Raw genomic sequence first — 16,455 nt, forward strand, 5'->3', positions numbered from 1 at the left:
TCGATATGTAATCAGAAAAAGAAACTGAATCCCTCTTCAAAGGATTCAGCCCTACATTTCGCGCTGAAAATAATCGGCCATCGCCTTTATCGCTTCTTCATCTCTTTTATAATAGGTATATTTGCCGATCCGTTTCGTTTGGATAAGGCCCGCCCGCTGAAGGATGGAAAGATATTGAGACGCCGTTGACTGTGTCATCTGAAGCTTATCGGTGATCTGACTCACACATACTCCGATTTCATTCATATCAATGCCATCATGCGGGGCGAAGTGACGGTCCGGCTCTTTCAGCCATTGTAAAATCTCAAGCCGGGACTCATTAGACAACGCTTTAAAAACATCAATAGGTTTCATACGTTTTATTATATCGTGATTTTACGATATGTCAATGTCGATTTACTTGAATCTCTTGTTTTGTTTCATTTATGATCCGGGAAACAAAATCACTCACACTCTCTTCAAATGTGTCGTCCCGTCCGTATTGTCTTACCTGTACAGATTGATGGCGGCACTCGTGATCCCCCACAACAGCAATATACGGTATTTTTTTCATTTGTGCTTCTCTGATTTTATACCCGAGTTTTTCATCGCGCAGATCAAGCTCAGCCCTGATCCCCGCGTTCTTCAGCTGCCGGTGCGCCTGTTCTGCGCAGTCCCGGTGTGCGGTATTTGATACCGGGATGATTTTTGCCTGTACCGGAGCAAGCCATAAAGGGAACGCTCCCCCGAAATGTTCGGTAATGATTCCGAAAAATCTGTCAAGAGATCCGAATACCGCCCGGTGAATAACAACAGGACGGACTTTTTGATTTTTTTCATCAATATATGTTAAATCAAATTTCTCCGGCATTTGAAAATCGAGCTGGACAGTAGCGCATTGATGGCTTCGATTCAGCGCATCTTTTATATGAATATCAATTTTCGGGCCGTAAAATGCGCCATCCCCCCGATTAAATCGAAAACGATATCCCTGTTCTTTTAATACTTTCTCTAATGCGCTCTCCGCCCGGTCCCACAAATGTTCGCTTCCCATGTAATTGTCCGGTCTTGTTGACAGCTCAATATCATAGGAAAAACCGAATGCGGTGTACACCTCGTGAATCAGCTGAAGCGCTGAAGTAATTTCGCTCTCGATCTGATCGGGCGTTACAAAAATATGCGCATCATCCTGGCAAAAGGACCTGACGCGAAGCAGGCCATTGAGCGCCCCGCTGAATTCGTGACGGTGCACCTGGCCGAATTCAGCCATCCGAATCGGAAGATCGCGATAAGAACGAAGCTTTTCTTTAAAAATGAGCATGTGGCCGGGGCAGTTCATCGGCTTTAACGCGAAGCGCTGGAGATCGGCTTCTGAGAAATACATATTCTCTTTATAATGATCCCAATGGCCTGATTGCTCCCAAAGACGCTGGTTCATCATCATAGGTGTGCGCACTTCCTGATAATGATAGGCATCCTGCTTTGAACGCAGAAATGATTCAAGCGTATTTCGGATGAACTGACCGTTCGGCAGATAAAAAGGCATACCCGGCGCTTCTTCTGAAAACATAAAAAGCTGTAATTCCGCTCCCAATTTTCGATGATTTCTCTTCTCCGCCTCTTTTATCAGCTGAAAATGCCTGTTCAGCTCCTTTTTTGAAGAAAATGCCTTCCCATAAATGCGCTGCAGCATTTTTTGATTGCTGTCGCCCCGCCAATAAGCCCCTGACACATGAGTGAGCGAAAAAGCTTTTATCTGACCGGCAGACGCCAAGTGCGGCCCCCAGCATAAATCAATGAAGTCGCTCTGACGGTAAATACTGATTGTATCCTGCTGCGGAATATCGGCTAAAAGCTCGAGCTTCAGCGGCTCGTGAGCAAACAGATGCTCTGCCTCTTCTCTGGAGATTTCTTCTCTGATGATTTCCGGATTTTCTGAAATGATTCTGTTCATTTCTTTCTCAATGGCGGCCAGGTCTTTTTCTGTAATCGTTTCATTCATGTCAAAATCATAATAAAAGCCATTTTCAATAACGGGACCGATCCCTAAACAGACCTTCGGATACAGACGTTTTACCGCTTGCGCCAATACGTGCGCTGCTGTGTGTCTCATCACTCCCAGCCCTTCTTCAGATTGAAAACTGCACAGTTCAATTTCAGCATCTTCATGAATGCTTCTTCTAAGGTCATATAACGATCCGTTTACCTTGCCGGCGGCTGATGTCTTTTTCAAAGCCGGACTGATTGATTGGGCGATCTCTTCTAACGTAACGCCTTTTTGGTATTCTTTTTGTTTCCCGTCAGGAAAAGTAATCACAATGTGCGGTTTCTTCACGGTCTGATCTCTCCTTTATTTTTAAGAAAATAAAAACACACTCATCCCAAAACAAGGGACGAGTGTGTGTCAGACCCGCGGTTCCACCCAAATTCCCGCCACTTCAAGCGGCGGCTCATTGTTGCCGTAACGCGGCTGTACGGTACCGGCTGCTTTCGTTCACCGATACAGCTCAAAAGGCGGTAAGCTCATTCTTCGTGCCGGGAAGGTCTCAGCCTTGCCTCCCCTCTCTGTATGGCCGGTTCGAATAACTCATGTCCTTATCATTGCCATTTTTCTTATATCAACATAAAAACACACTCATCCCAAAATAAGGGACGAGTGTGTGTCAGACCCGCGGTTCCACCCAAATTCCCGCCGCTTCAAGCGGCGGCTCATTGTTGCCGTAACGCGGCTGTACGGTATCGGCTGCTTTCGTTCACCGATACAGCTCAAAAGGCGGTAAGCCCATTCTTCGTGCCGGGAAGGTCTCAGCCTTGCCTTCCCTCTCTGTATGGCCGGTTCGAATGACTCATGTCCTTATCATTGCAGATTCATTATCCGAAAAAACTTTCTTTTATTATACATAAATTTCCGCGAAAAGAAAGTTTTTTTAAAAAAAATCGGTAAAAAATTCGGCATATTCAGCTGTCCTGTTACGTCATCTTCCATTCGGTAACGCTTTTAATCCATTCAACAGTTCTTCAAACGCCGATGTCAAAAATAAATCACGCCGGTAGATGAATGATATATTCATATCCCGAAAACGTTCAGGGAGCTGATGATGAAAAAGATTTTCCCGGTTTTTAAAATAACGGGCGGCTGACGCAGGCAAAAAGGAAACACCCAACCCTGCCTGCACCGCTCCAATAATGGCTTCCAGCGTTCCGAATTCAATGATTTTCTGTTCAGGCACTGCTTCCTCTTTCAATATGTTTTTTATTTTACGGCGGTGCGAACAGCCGGCGGCAAAAAACAGAATCGGCTCTCGCAGCAGGTTTTGCAAGCTGCCTTCCCGCACATTTGAGACCACGATCAATTCTTCTTGGAATACGGCGGATTGCTTAAGGTCTTCGTGTTCGACCGGCCCATAAACAAAAGCCCCGTCCAGCTCATACTGCAGGACGCGCTGCACTAAGGTATGTGTATCACCGGTTGACAGTGACAGCTGTACTTTCGGATATCGTCTGCAATACTCCGTGAAAAATTGAGGGAGATGGACGGCTGCCGCCGTTTCTAAAGAACCGATGCGGAGCGGGCCGTTCGGATGTCCTGCCTCTTGCGCATTTTTTTGCGCCTCATATAGCAGCTGCAGAATTCTGTCTGCATCTTTCAATAAGCTTTCACCTGCTGGCGTCAGCGTCATTCCCCGATTCGTCCGGTAAAACAGCTGTGTTTGCAATTGCCGTTCCAGCTGCTGAATCCGGTTTGTCACATTTGATTGAACATAATGCAGACTTTCGGCCGCCTTTGAAATACTGCCTTTTCGGGCGACAGCCTGAAAAATCTTTAAGTCTCCGCTTTCCATGTAAGGACACCTTCTTGCTATGATTTTTATTGATAGCCGGCTATCAATTTTCCTTCATTTACTGCAGCTGTTACAGCCTGTAAAATTTTTCTCATCAACCATAAAGGAGAGAAAAATAATGGATGCCATTATCATACACGAAAATAGCTTTCATTTCAGGCAGATACCTGACAAACATCCGGGGAACGGACAAGTCAAAATAAAGCTGAAAACAGCCGGATTAAACCATCGGGATTTGTTTTTAATGAAAAACCACGAAACCGGAAACCGTGAATTTATTCTCGGTTCAGACGGCGCGGGAATCGTAACTGAAATAGGACACGGCGTCCGTTCTCATTTACTGCATGCGGAAGTCATCATCAACCCGGTGCTGAATTGGAAGACTGTTGAGGATGTACCAGACGTCCCTGATATTTTAGGCGGTCCAAGCGACGGAACTTTTTCACCTTATGTCATCGTTCCTGCGGAAAATGCCATTGTAAAACCCGATCATCTGACATGGGAGGAAGCGGGCGTGCTGCCGTTATCAGCATTAACCGCTTATCGCGCCTTATTTACAAAAGGACAATTGAAAAAGGGCGAACACCTTATCCTTCCGGGCATCGGAAGCGGCGTGGCAACATACGCTTTACGAATGGCAAAAGCAATCGGAGCGACAGTCAGCGTCACCTCCCGCAGTGAAAACAAAAAACAAACCGCACTGTCATACGGTGCAGACCGGGCAATTGACAGTTACGGCGACTGGAATGAAGCGCTCAATGGCCAAAAAGCAGATATCATACTTGACGGTGTCGGTCCCGCTTTATATCAACACTACCTTGACATTATGAAACCGAATGGCCGGATCGTAACATTCGGTGCCAGTTCAGGTGATCAGCTTGGATTTCCTATTCGCTCGCTGTTTTTTCCGCAGATTCATATTCTCGGTACATCAATGGGAAGCAATGAGGAATTCGCGCAAATGCTGGAATTGATAAAACGCTGCGGCATCCGCCCCATTATCGACCATATGTACCCTCTTAGAGAAGCAGCCGATGCCATTAAGAGAATGCAGGAAGGACGGCAGTTCGGCAATATCGGCTTTCATATAGATGTCTAAAAAGAGGAGCGGACCCCCTCCGCTCTGACATACTCTTGATATATTTCTATCAAAAATATAAAAAAGTGTTTTCCCGGTTTTTAAAACTTTTCGATGATGCCCGTCAATAAAATGCACAGCAAAAGTGTCTTTAAACGGCGCCGCCCGAGCTTGCACAGCCCTTCCAGATAACTTGTGTCAGCACAAGCCTTTACGTAACGTTTTGCGGCAGCTATCAAAACAGGCCTTCTAAACGTTCACCGATTTGAAACTGCTGAACGGAAGAACAAATCATACGTCGCTCTGTTTCAGAAAGCAGATCATGTTAACAGTTCAGTTCCATGACATATGAAAAAACCGGCTGAGCCCAGCCGGTTCTATAATTAATCCCCTTTATTTACGGTAAAACAGTGCTCCCCATTAAATAACTGTCGACTTCGCGCGCTGCTTCCCGGCCTTCATTAATCGCCCATACAATCAGGCTTTGGCCTCTTCTCGCATCCCCTGCGGCGAAAACACCGTCAACATTCGTTTTATAATCCCCATATGCCGCCTGAATTTTATGATTTGCCGAATCGACACCAAACTGCTTCAATAATGGCTGTTCAGTTCCTTCAAAACCGATGGCGATAAACACCAGCTGAGCAGGCCATACTTTCTCCGTTCCGGGCAGTTCATGAAATTCATACTTACCGAATTCATTTCTGACTTTTTCCATTTGGATGGTGTGGATCTCTTTTAAGCGGCCTTGTTTATCGGCCACCATTTTTGTCGTCTGAATTGAATATTCTCTCGGATCTTTGCCGAACTTTGCCTGCGCTTCTTCATAGGCGTATTCAAGGGTGAAGACGTGCGGCTGTTCAGGCCACATATTGTCATTCGTGCGCGTCTGAGGAAGTTTAGGGTGTTTCCCGAACTGATGCACGCTGCGCGCTTTTTGGCGCAGCGCGGTTGCTACGCAGTCAGCTCCTGTGTCTCCCCCGCCGATCACGATGACGTCTTTCCCTTTAGCGTCTATGAATTGTTTATCTTTGAAGTTGGAATCTAAGTAGCTTTTCGTCGCCAGTGTTAAATAATCCATTGCGTAATGGACGCCTTTTGCTTCCCGGCCTTCAATCAGCAGATTGCGCTGCTTTTGGGCGCCTGTGCACAAAATGACGGCATCAAATTGTTCTTTGAGCTCATCAGCCGTTATGTCAACGCCGATTTCGGTATTTGTCACAAAATCTATACCTTCCTGCGTCAAAAGCTTAATACGGCGTTCGACGACATTTTTCTCAAGCTTCATGCTCGGAATGCCGTACATCAGCAGGCCGCCGGCTCTGTCAGCACGTTCATAGACCGTTACGGAATGACCGGCTTGGTTCAGCTGATCAGCGCTTGCCAGACCTGCCGGGCCTGAACCGACAACAGCGACTTTCTTACCTGTGCGTTTCGCTGGAATTCTCGGCTGAATCCATCCGTTCTCAAAACCTTTGTCAATGATCGTCCGCTCGATGTTTTTAATTGAAACAGCCGGATCTGAAATGGCCAGTGTACAAGATCCTTCACAAGGAGCGGGACAGACCCGCCCTGTGAATTCAGGAAAGTTATTCGTTTTCAAAAGGCGCTCCAGTGCTTCTTTCCAGCGCCCCCGATAGACGAGGTCATTCCATTCCGGTATTAAATTATAAATCGGACATCCGGATGTAAAACCGTTAATATCAGCGCCGATTTGGCAAAACGGTGTGCCGCAATCCATACACCGCGCCCCCTGCCGCTTTGACGCTTCATCTGAAAATGGAGCCGAATACTCTTTCCAATCTTTTAAGCGAGTGAGAGGGTCCCGCTCAGCCGGTTTTTCTCGTTTTTCTTCCATGAATCCAGTTGGTTTCCCCATGTTCCTCTCCCCTTTCTTACTGCACTACCGCTTGTTTTTGATCTTTGGCCGGCGTTTGGTGAGCCTTTGTGTTGGCTTCAAAAGCATACATAATGGCGTCTTCTTCTGATAAACCCGCCGCTTTTTGTTCTTCGATGCTGAGGAGCATTTGTTTATAGTTTTTCGGAATGACTTTGATAAAGGTTTCTGCGGCGTCTTCCCAATGATCCAGGAGGTCTGCGGCTTTTTTGCTGTTTGTCAGCGCCGCATGCCGTTTGACCATTTCTTTCACTTCTTTGATCTCCGTTTCATCCGTCAGTTTTTCAAATGAAATCATTTCCATGTTGCATTTGCGTTTAAATGCTTTGGTATCATCGCTCAGGACGTATGCGATACCGCCTGACATCCCCGCTCCGAAGTTTTTGCCGACTTCACCGAGGACGACAACCCGGCCGCCTGTCATGTATTCACAGCCGTGATCTCCGATACCTTCTACAACGACATTGACTCCGCTGTTGCGGACCGCAAAACGTTCACCGGCTCGCCCGTTAATGTACGCTTCCCCGCTTGTTGCTCCGTAAAAGGCGACGTTCCCGATAATAACGTTCTCATGCGTTTCGCAATTGAAGGCATCAGGCGCTTTCACGATGATTTTTCCGCCTGACAGCCCTTTTCCTACGTAGTCATTTGAATCCCCAGTCAAATGAAGCGTCATCCCTTTAGGGACAAATGCGCCGAAACTCTGTCCGGCTGATCCGGTGAAATGGAGCCTGATCGTATCATCCGGCAGTCCTTCCGCTCCGTAGCGTTTGGAAATTTCACTTCCCGTCACGGTTCCGGCTACGCGATTTGTATTATTGATCTTGATTTCCGCTTCCGCTTCCTGACCGGCTTCAATTGCAGCCTGCACCGCCGGAAGAATTTCCGTCATATCAAGTGACTGACCGATTTTATGATTTTGCGCAGTCCGGAAAGTGCGCACGCCTTCAGGCTGATACAGCAGCGTAGACAAATCAAGCTGTCCCGCTTTCCAATGCGCTTTTGCACGTTCGCTTACATGAAGAACGTCTGTGCGGCCGATCATTTCATCCAGCGTTTTAAAACCTAACTGCGCCATATATTCACGCACTTCTTCCGCGACAAACAGCATGTAGTTTACGATATGATCAGGATCGCCCATAAACTTTTTGCGAAGCTCCGGATTTTGCGTCGCGACACCTACAGGACATGTATCTAAGTGACAGGCGCGCATCATGACGCAGCCTAGAACGACGAGCGGCGCTGTGGCAAATCCGAATTCTTCCGCGCCTAGCAAGGCGGCCATCACGACGTCGCGCCCTGTCATCAGCTTACCATCCGTTTCCAATACCACGCGATCCCGTAAACCGTTCAGCATCAGCGTTTGGTGAGCTTCTGCAAGGCCAAGCTCCCACGGAAGACCTGTATGTTTAATACTCGTTTTCGGTGAAGCACCCGTTCCGCCGTCGTACCCGCTGATGACGATGACATCGGCCGTACCTTTTGCCACACCGGCCGCAATCGTGCCGACGCCGGCTTTTGACACGAGCTTGACGCTGATTCGCGCGTTTCGATTTGCATTTTTCAAATCATGGATCAGCTGAGCCAGATCTTCAATTGAATAAATGTCATGATGAGGAGGCGGTGAAATCAGCCCGACACCTGGTGTAGAACCGCGGACATCCGCGACCCAAGGATATACTTTGTTGCCCGGAAGCTGGCCGCCTTCTCCCGGCTTCGCCCCTTGCGCCATTTTGATCTGCAATTCATCCGCATTGACGAGATAATGGCTTTTTACGCCGAAACGGCCGGATGCGATCTGTTTAATTGCACTTCTTCTGTCGTCGCCATTTTCATCCGGAATAAAACGTTTCGGGTCTTCGCCGCCTTCTCCGCTGTTGCTTCTTCCGCCGAGCCGGTTCATCGCTATTGCCAAAGCTTCATGCGCTTCCTTGCTTAATGAACCGAACGACATCGCCCCTGTTTTAAAACGTTTTACGATGGACGCAGCTGATTCGACTTCTTCTAATTTTAAAGGTTTGCGGTCTTCTTTGAATGCGAACAGATTACGTAAAAACCCGATTCGTTCTTCATCCGCTGCATGAGAATATTGCTTAAACAGGCTGTAATCATTCTTGCGGCACGCCCATTGCAGGGTATGGATGGTTTTCGGATTGAAAGCGTGGTGCTCTCCCCCGTTTCGCCATTGGAATTCACTACCCGGTTCAAGAGTTTGGCTGTAATCATCCTTGTAAGCCGCTTGATGACGCTGTTTTGCTTCTTGCGCGATCGTTTCGATATCGATTCCGCCAAGCTGGGATGCAGTTCCCGTAAAGTATTTGGAAATGACGTCTTCACCGATGCCGACCGCTTCAAAAATTTGGGCGCCTCTGTAACTTTGCACAGTTGAAATCCCCATTTTTGACATCACTTTCACGACGCCTTCTGTCACGCTCTTTCCGTATTTGCTGACAGCTTCTTCATACGGAATATCAAGCCGTCCTTCATCGATTTCCTGCTTATACGTAGCATAAGTCAAATATGGATTGACAGCATCGGCCCCATATCCGATGAGAGCCGCAAAGTGATGAACTTCACGCGCTTCGCCTGATTCAACGATAATGCTTGCTTTAGTACGCAGACCTTGACGGATTAAATGCTGATGCAGCGCACTGACGGCCAAAAGCGGCGGAATCGGTGTCAATTCTTTACTCATTGCCCTGTCAGATAAAATTAACAGAGATACGCCTTCCTTGATCGCTTTTTCCGCCTGCTGAAACAAATCCTTCAGGCCTTTTTCCAGGTCATCGGAAAACAGCGTGCGGATGTTCTGGCTCTTAATGTCAGGATGCACAAGTGTTTTCAGCGCATAAAACTGTTCGTTAGATAATACAGGAGTGTACAGTTTAATGCGGCGGGCATTTCTTTCACTCGGATGTAGCAGATCGCCTTCAGCTCCGAGCCATGTCACCGTGGAGGTCACCAGCTGCTCGCGGATCGCGTCAATCGGCGGGTTTGTGACTTGCGCAAACAGCTGTTTAAAATAATGAAACAGTGATTGGGCACGGTCGGATAAAACGGCGAGCGGCGAGTCATTTCCCATGGAGCCGAGCGGGTCTTTGCCTTCTTTAATAACAGGAATTAAATATTTCTGAATATCTTCATACGTATAGCCAAATGCTTTTTGCCGGACGAGAAGATCATCGAATTGTTCCTCTTCCCGGATTTCCGGATCAGGATTCACTTGAACCAATTCCTCTTCAAGCCATTTTTGATACGGGAATTCATTGGCGATTTCCGTTTTTACTTCTTCATCTGAAATAATCCGGCCTTCCTCTAAGTCAATGAGCAGCATTTTTCCGGGTTCCAGGCGTTTTTTATGAAGAATGTTTTCCTGCTCCACTTCAATAACGCCCACCTCAGATGAGAAAATAATATGGTCATCTTTTGTCACATAGTAACGTGCCGGACGCAGGCCGTTACGGTCAAGGATGGCGCCGATTTGTTTACCGTCCGTAAACGAAATGGCGGTCGGTCCGTCCCACGGCTCCATTAAAGAGCTGTGATATTCGTAAAAAGCCCGTTTCGCTTTAGACATGTGAGTGTTTTCGGTCCATGGTTCCGGGATCAGCATCATTGCCGTATGTGCCGGCTTCCGTCCCGCCATCACGAAAAATTCAAACGCATTATCAAGAATGGATGAGTCACTGCCCTCAGCATTTAAAATCGGCAGCACTTTATGAAGATCGTCTCCGAAGCTTTCTGAAACAAACTGCTGCTCTCTCGCCCGCATCCAATTGATATTGCCCCGGAGCGTATTGATTTCTCCGTTATGGATCAGATAGCGGTTCGGATGGGCACGTTCCCAAGTAGGAAAGGTATTTGTGCTGAACCGTGAATGTACGAGTGAAAATGCAGATACGAAGGTTTCATCCTGCAAATCCAAATAAAACGCGTCAACCTGCTCAGGCGTTAACAAACCTTTATAAACGATAGTCTGGCTTGACAGGCTTGCGAAGTAAAAATCAAGCTGTTCTTGGACGCCCCAATTTTCCGCCTGCTTCCGGATGACATACAGTTTGCGTTCAAAAGCAAGGCTGTCTTTCAAATCGTTTGCGGCACCGATAAATACTTGGCGCACGTACGGGCAAGTACTTTGTGCCACTGTTCCGATTTTTCCGACATTAACGGGGACGGTTCTCCAGCCGAGAACGGTCTGCCCTTCCTGCTCAATGAATGCATTCACCTGTTTCTCGATCTTTTTTCTTTCCTCTTCATTTTGCGAGAAAAAGACCATTCCTACCCCGTAACGGCCTTTTTCAGGCAGCTTCATTTCTCCGCACTCCTTCTTAAAAAAAGCATCAGGGATCTGAACCATCAGGCCGGCGCCGTCTCCCGTATTCGGGTCACTGCCCTGTCCTCCTCTGTGATCCAGCTGGCAAAGCATCTGCAGTCCTTTTTTCACAATGTCATGTGAAGGTTTCCCTTTTAAATGGGCATACAAGCCGATTCCGCATGCATCATGCTCAAATTCCGGACGGTAGAGACCTTGTGCTTTCGGCATTTGATTGTAAGTCATAATTCCTCTCCCCCGATCAGTTTCCGTTAATTATCGGTCATAAAATCTGACAACTTTAAATTAATTGTAAGTTTTCAAAACAATATAAACAATATATAATTTAGATCAAATACATCTCAAAATGAGATAGATAGGTGTGAACGCAATGGAATTACGCCAGCTTCGGTATTTTATGGAGGTAGCAGAACGGGAACATGTGTCAGAAGCGGCTGATCATCTTCATGTCGCCCAATCCGCCATCAGCAGGCAGATTGCAAATCTTGAAGAAGAGTTGAAGGTCACTTTATTTGAACGGGAAGGCAGAAATATTAAGTTAACGCCGATCGGCAAACAATTTTTAGAACATGTTAAAACAGCGATGAAAGCAATTGATTACGCGAAGGAACAAATCGATGAATATCTTGATCCTAATCGTGGAACCGTCAAAATAGGATTCCCGACGAGCCTTGCAAGTCAGCTTTTGCCGACAGTGATTTCAGCATTTAAAGAGGAGCACCCGAACGTTGAGTTTTTGCTCCGCCAAGGATCTTATAAGTTTTTAATTGAAGCCGTGAGAAACAGGGACATAGATGCGGCGCTGCTCGGCCCCGTTCCGACGGAATTTCCCGACATAACAGGCAATATCTTATTCACAGAAAAGATTTACGCGCTTGTTCCGCTGCATCATCCGCTTGCCAAACAAAAAAATATCCATTTAATTGATCTGCGCGGCGACCAATTTGTTTTATTTCCTGAAGGATTTATTCTCCGCAATATGGCGATTGACGCTTGCAGACAGGCTGGCTTTGCGCCGCTTGTATCAACGGAGGGCGAGGATTTAGATGCCATTAAAGGATTAGTCTCCGCAGGCATGGGCGTTACTTTATTACCTGAAAGCACCTTTGCGGAAACCACACCTCGGTTCACGGTCAAAATTCCGATTGAATTCCCTCAAGTGAAGCGCACCGTAGGCATTATTAAGCCAAAAGGCAGAGAACTGGCTCCGTCTGCGAATGATTTCTATCATTTTGTCATTCAATTTTTCTCCAAACTTGAACAATATCAATAAAAACAAACCCGAGCTTCAAAACGAAGCCTCGGGCTTTGCCATGTTTTATTGATTTTTCTCAGCCGATCGGGATGGACAGTTCAACGTGGCAGACAAACGCTTCCGGATCAATGACTGATTGGCCGGTCTGTTTATGCGGCGTTTCTTTATATGTCTTCAGCTGAGCTGAGGAATAATTGACGATGCCGAGCCCAAGCTCCTCTCCCTGCTGATCAAGCAGTCTGACAACCGCCCCGCTGCTGAATCTGCCGTTAATCTGTTCGATATCCTGCGGTGACAGCGCCACATTTCCGTTCGCTATATCGCGGCTGCTTTTCTTCTCCATCACAATCTCGCCTTCGGGGCCGGAATTAAATGCAAGCCATTGTTCTTTGTGGTTTAACGGGAGGGTTCCTTCCGCTTCAAAATAAGTTCCTTCAGCCGCCTCTTCTACCGCTTGAAGCAGAATGTCCGGGGCGTTAGCCTGCCCGAGGAAGCCTTTAATACCGGAGGCCATCACAATTTTAAAAGCATCCAGCTTTGAACGCATTCCGCCGGTCCCTATCTCACTCCCGGCATCTCCCGCGCTTGCTTCTATTTCCGGGGTGATGTCACTTACATGTCTGATTCGTGCCGCTTCCGGGTTGCTGCGCGGATTATCATCATATAAACCGTCGATATCTGATAAAATCACAAGCATGTCGGCATCAATTAAGCCTGCGACCTTTGCCGCGAGTGTATCATTATCACCGAATTTCAGCCGATTGACTGTGACGGTGTCATTTTCATTAATAATCGGAATAATGCCTCGTTCTAAAAGGACATTCATCGTATTGCGGACATTATGATAGCGGTATTCATCAGAAAAGTCGCTTCTTGTAATTAAAATTTGTGACGCGACATAACCGTGAGCTAAAAACAGCTTTGAATAAGCTTCCATTAATAATCCCTGCCCAATGGAAGCAGAAGCCTGTTTTTCGGGGAGGCTTTCCGGTTTCTGAATAAAGCCGAGCTTCCGATAACCTGCCGCCACTGCGCCGGAAGATACTAAAATCACTTCATAACCGCTGTCTTTCAGCTGTGCGATTTGATCCACCAATGTCTCCAGTTTTCTTCTGCTGATTTCTCCGTGCAGGCTCGTCAGTGAGCTGCTGCCGATTTTCACCGCGACTCTTTTGATCTCCGTCCGAGACGTCACTGTATCACTCCTGTTTTTATTTTATAGTGCTGCTGTTTTTTCAATTGTTTTGCTGATCTCAATAGAACGTTCGGTCGCATGTTTAATGGCTTTGGCAATGGCTTCCCCGCCGCCTTCAGACCTGAGCGCATCAAGGCCGGCTGCAGTCGTGCCGTTTGGAGAGGTGATGTTTTCTCGCAGCACATCCGGTTTTTCCCCCGTCTCCATCAGCATTTTTGCTGCGCCTAATAATGTTTGCGCGCCAATTTTGCGGGACAGTTGTTTATCTAAGCCGGCTTCTTCACCTGCTTTTTCGATAAACTCCATTAAATAATAAAAGTACGCCGGTCCGCTGCCTGCGATGCCGGTGAAAATGTCCATCTGATCTTCTTTGATCACATATACTTCACCGAGACATTCCAGAAGGGATACCGCAGTTTGTGCTGAACTTTGAGAGATATGGTCTCCGAAAGCCGCAGCTGTTGCCGATTCGCCGATCATGCTGGATGTGTTCGGCATGACTCTTACAACCGGCTGATTCTCATGTAATGATTGTTGTATAAATGAGGTTGTTATGCCTGCCAAGACAGACAGGATGATTTGATGAGGTTGAATACGCCGTTTCAGCGTCTCCAGAGCGATTTCAGCATCCTTCGGTTTCATAGCTAAAATAAAGACATCAATGTCTTCGGTTTTCATGCTGTCAAAAGCTGTGCCTTGAATTCCGTATTGATGTTCCAATTCAGCGAGTCGCTCTGTATTTCGGCGGTTTGTCACGCAGATGTTTTGATTGGGAATTTTTTTTGCGCGGACCATGCCTGATATCATTCCTTCAGCCATTGATCCTGCTCCTATAAAAGCAACTTTCTTTTGATCTAAGATCGGTAACATCTCCCTTGTTCGTATTTTGTTCGCATTTTTCACACGTTTTTTATGTTATCATGTCAGGAGTCAATGTCAAGTTTGAAGGTTTTATTGATATGTATTGTTCCCTGTCTGCTATTATGTATAATGAATCACAGAACACACCGCCTGAGCCCGGGCGGCGGGGTGTGTTCCGGACAGATTTAAAAATTATCGGAAAGGGCTTTTTCTATCAGCTTTTTGCAGCGGTCAAGCTCTGTCTTAAGCTGTTTTTTGTAAAGCTTCGCAGCTTCATAGTCTTTAAATTGATAGAGAACGACTTCCTGGAGTTTGGCTCCTTCTTTTTTGACCTTTACCTGTTTTAAGATCCCGTCATCCAAGAGTTCGTGGAGTGACCGGTATACCTCAGTATGATTCGGCTTAAAACCGATGGGTTTAAATTCGGAGCGCAGCACCTCGAGAAGCTTCAGTCCGTAAAGCCGTTCCTGCTCTGTCATTGTAATCAGGTAAAGCTTTAAAAAAGCCCTTTGTTTCACTAAAAAACCGGTTGAACTTCTTTTTTCTTCTTTCAATATGTGCACACCCTTCCATATAACAAATTATTCCATGTACTAAATATTCTCTTTATATTCCGTTTCCCCTTTTATTGTGCGAACAGTTTAATTTGTATTTATTTGTTTTTTAGAGCGGCGGGAAAAAATATAATTGAACATTTGGTACATAGTTTATTTAGTTTAATTATAACTGATATCGGTTTCTTTTTCATTCCTTTTTTTCGCACAAATCCTTTATATCTGCTCATTCAGTTTTAAGGAAACAAAAAAAGACCTGTCTAAAAAGACAGATCCCGTTTTTTAAGGATTGGTTGACCATAAACCGGCAGTTTTGATGAAAATGCGCGGATGTAATTTCAATTGAGCAACCATATATTCTGCAAGATCCTCAGGCTGCATGACTTTTTCCGGATTGCCGTCTGTCAGATTTAATTCAATTGACATATCGCTGGCAACCGTGCTCGGAGTCATTGCGCTGACACGGATATTGTGTTTTCTGACTTCCTGCATGAGAGATTCAGTCAGACCGAGAACGGCAAATTTCGAAGCGCTGTACGCACTTGTCGCCGCGGCGCCTCTTTGGCCGGCCGTAGAGGAAATATTAATGATATCTCCTGATTTTCTCTCAATCATTTCAGGAAGAACGGCGCGTGTCACATGGTATACACCCATTACATTAACTTGAATGATGTCTTCCCACTCTTCTGGCGTAAGATCTAAAAATCCGCCGAATTTGCTGATTCCGGCATTGTTTATCAGGATGTCAATCTCACCGAGATCTTCTTTAATAGAAGCGACGGCTTGTTCGACCTCTTTTTGGCTTTTCACATCGGCAGCAGCGAATGATGCCTTTACACCAAGGGCTTCTACTTCTTCTGCAACCTTTTTCACATTTGCTTCAGTGCGGCCGATTAAACCGATATTGACTCCTTCTTTCGCTAAAGCAATAGCGGCGGCGCGGCCGATTCCTCTGCCCGCACCCGTGATAAGAGCCGTTTTGTTCTGTATATTTTCCACGTCTTTCACCCTTTCTGAATGTCCTTATGTACGATTTCACATTATAAGCAGAAAAAAAACAATTAGCAAATAAAATGATTCATCAATCTCTATAAAGGGTATCAACTGAAAAAAAGGAGTGAAAAGCAGATGATTATCATTTTGTATATCAGTGCTGCCGTTGCGGCTGCCGCCTTGGTTTATTTAGCCATATCAGCCGTGCGTTTTAAAAGAAACACAGCGCCTGATATAAAGAAGATTAACGTCACGGCAGCGTCCATGCAGACATCCGTTGAAGAAATCAAAACAGAAACCCGTCGGTTATCACAAAAGCAGAAAGAACTGCAGGAAGACTTTCTCACTAAAAAAACAGCCGTGCAAACGACGGCTGCCGAAGCAAAAGGAACGCCTCATGTCCTGAAGATGCTCTGGAACGCCGGTAAAAGCGATTTATGAGCCTGCATGTCATCCGCCGTTTTTGCT

General features: G+C 46.3%; 13 protein-coding genes and 1 other annotated feature. Of the genes, 3 read left to right on the plus strand and 10 right to left on the minus strand.

The window, feature by feature from the left end; translation table 11 throughout:
* Window positions 1-51: 51 nt before the first annotated feature.
* The 3 genes from ICW23_RS04930 to ICW23_RS04940 all read right to left on the minus strand — a co-directional run bounded on the left by ICW23_RS04930 (window position 52) and on the right by ICW23_RS04940 (window position 3,821).
* Window positions 52-354, minus strand: coding sequence for an ArsR/SmtB family transcription factor (locus tag ICW23_RS04930; protein ID WP_007407355.1), 303 nt, complete (start codon window positions 352-354; stop codon window positions 52-54).
* Window positions 355-385: 31 nt separating this feature from the next.
* Window positions 386-2,314: a threonine--tRNA ligase gene (gene thrS / locus ICW23_RS04935; RefSeq protein ID WP_188154124.1), complete on the minus strand. Its 1,929-nt coding sequence runs from the start codon at window positions 2,312-2,314 to the stop codon at window positions 386-388.
* 310 nt (window positions 2,315-2,624) lie between these two features.
* Window positions 2,625-2,849: a binding site (T-box leader), on the minus strand.
* A gap of 105 nt (window positions 2,850-2,954) precedes the next feature.
* On the minus strand, window positions 2,955-3,821 hold the full coding sequence (locus tag ICW23_RS04940) for a LysR family transcriptional regulator (protein WP_188154125.1): 867 nt from the start codon (window positions 3,819-3,821) through the stop codon (window positions 2,955-2,957).
* Window positions 3,822-3,939: 118 nt separating this feature from the next.
* On the opposite strand from ICW23_RS04940, the gene ICW23_RS04945 reads away from it, so the two are divergent.
* Window positions 3,940-4,920 (plus strand): zinc-binding dehydrogenase, encoded by a 981-nt coding sequence (locus ICW23_RS04945; RefSeq protein ID WP_188154126.1) that lies wholly within the window; start codon window positions 3,940-3,942, stop codon window positions 4,918-4,920.
* Between the two features lie 80 nt (window positions 4,921-5,000).
* Here ICW23_RS04945 and ICW23_RS18895 read toward each other — a convergent pair whose 3' ends face one another.
* The 3 genes from ICW23_RS18895 to gltB all read right to left on the minus strand — a co-directional run bounded on the left by ICW23_RS18895 (window position 5,001) and on the right by gltB (window position 11,354).
* Window positions 5,001-5,138, minus strand: a complete 138-nt coding sequence (locus ICW23_RS18895; protein WP_223152200.1) for a hypothetical protein — start codon at window positions 5,136-5,138, stop codon at window positions 5,001-5,003.
* A gap of 158 nt (window positions 5,139-5,296) precedes the next feature.
* Window positions 5,297-6,778 (minus strand): glutamate synthase small subunit, encoded by a 1,482-nt coding sequence (gltD, locus tag ICW23_RS04955; RefSeq protein WP_045926200.1) that lies wholly within the window; start codon window positions 6,776-6,778, stop codon window positions 5,297-5,299.
* 16 nt (window positions 6,779-6,794) lie between these two features.
* Window positions 6,795-11,354, minus strand: coding sequence for a glutamate synthase large subunit (gltB, locus tag ICW23_RS04960; RefSeq protein ID WP_188154127.1), 4,560 nt, complete (start codon window positions 11,352-11,354; stop codon window positions 6,795-6,797).
* Window positions 11,355-11,499: 145 nt separating this feature from the next.
* On the opposite strand from gltB, the gene gltC reads away from it, so the two are divergent.
* Entirely contained in the window at window positions 11,500-12,402 is a 903-nt protein-coding gene (gene gltC / locus ICW23_RS04965) for a glutamate biosynthesis transcriptional regulator GltC (RefSeq protein WP_016936565.1), read from the plus strand.
* 58 nt (window positions 12,403-12,460) lie between these two features.
* Here gltC and proB read toward each other — a convergent pair whose 3' ends face one another.
* From proB to ICW23_RS04985, 4 genes are all read right to left on the minus strand, one after another.
* On the minus strand, window positions 12,461-13,579 hold the full coding sequence (gene proB, locus ICW23_RS04970; RefSeq protein ID WP_016936566.1) for a glutamate 5-kinase: 1,119 nt from the start codon (window positions 13,577-13,579) through the stop codon (window positions 12,461-12,463).
* 21 nt (window positions 13,580-13,600) lie between these two features.
* On the minus strand, window positions 13,601-14,449 hold the full coding sequence (gene proC / locus ICW23_RS04975) for a pyrroline-5-carboxylate reductase (RefSeq protein ID WP_016936567.1): 849 nt from the start codon (window positions 14,447-14,449) through the stop codon (window positions 13,601-13,603).
* Window positions 14,450-14,625: 176 nt separating this feature from the next.
* A complete protein-coding gene (gene rtp / locus ICW23_RS04980; protein WP_045926195.1) occupies window positions 14,626-14,994 on the minus strand; it encodes a replication termination protein in 369 nt (122 codons plus the stop codon).
* A 282-nt stretch (window positions 14,995-15,276) separates the two neighbouring features.
* A complete protein-coding gene (locus tag ICW23_RS04985; protein WP_016936569.1) occupies window positions 15,277-15,993 on the minus strand; it encodes a 3-ketoacyl-ACP reductase in 717 nt (238 codons plus the stop codon).
* A 129-nt stretch (window positions 15,994-16,122) separates the two neighbouring features.
* Here ICW23_RS04985 and ICW23_RS04990 point away from each other — a divergent pair, with 129 nt between their 5' ends.
* Window positions 16,123-16,428: a DUF948 domain-containing protein gene (locus ICW23_RS04990; protein WP_016936570.1), complete on the plus strand. Its 306-nt coding sequence runs from the start codon at window positions 16,123-16,125 to the stop codon at window positions 16,426-16,428.
* Window positions 16,429-16,455: the final 27 nt, after the last annotated feature.

The sequence above is a fragment of the Bacillus sp. 1021 genome (assembly GCF_014534735.1).
Lineage (GTDB): Bacteria > Bacillota > Bacilli > Bacillales > Bacillaceae > Bacillus > Bacillus siamensis.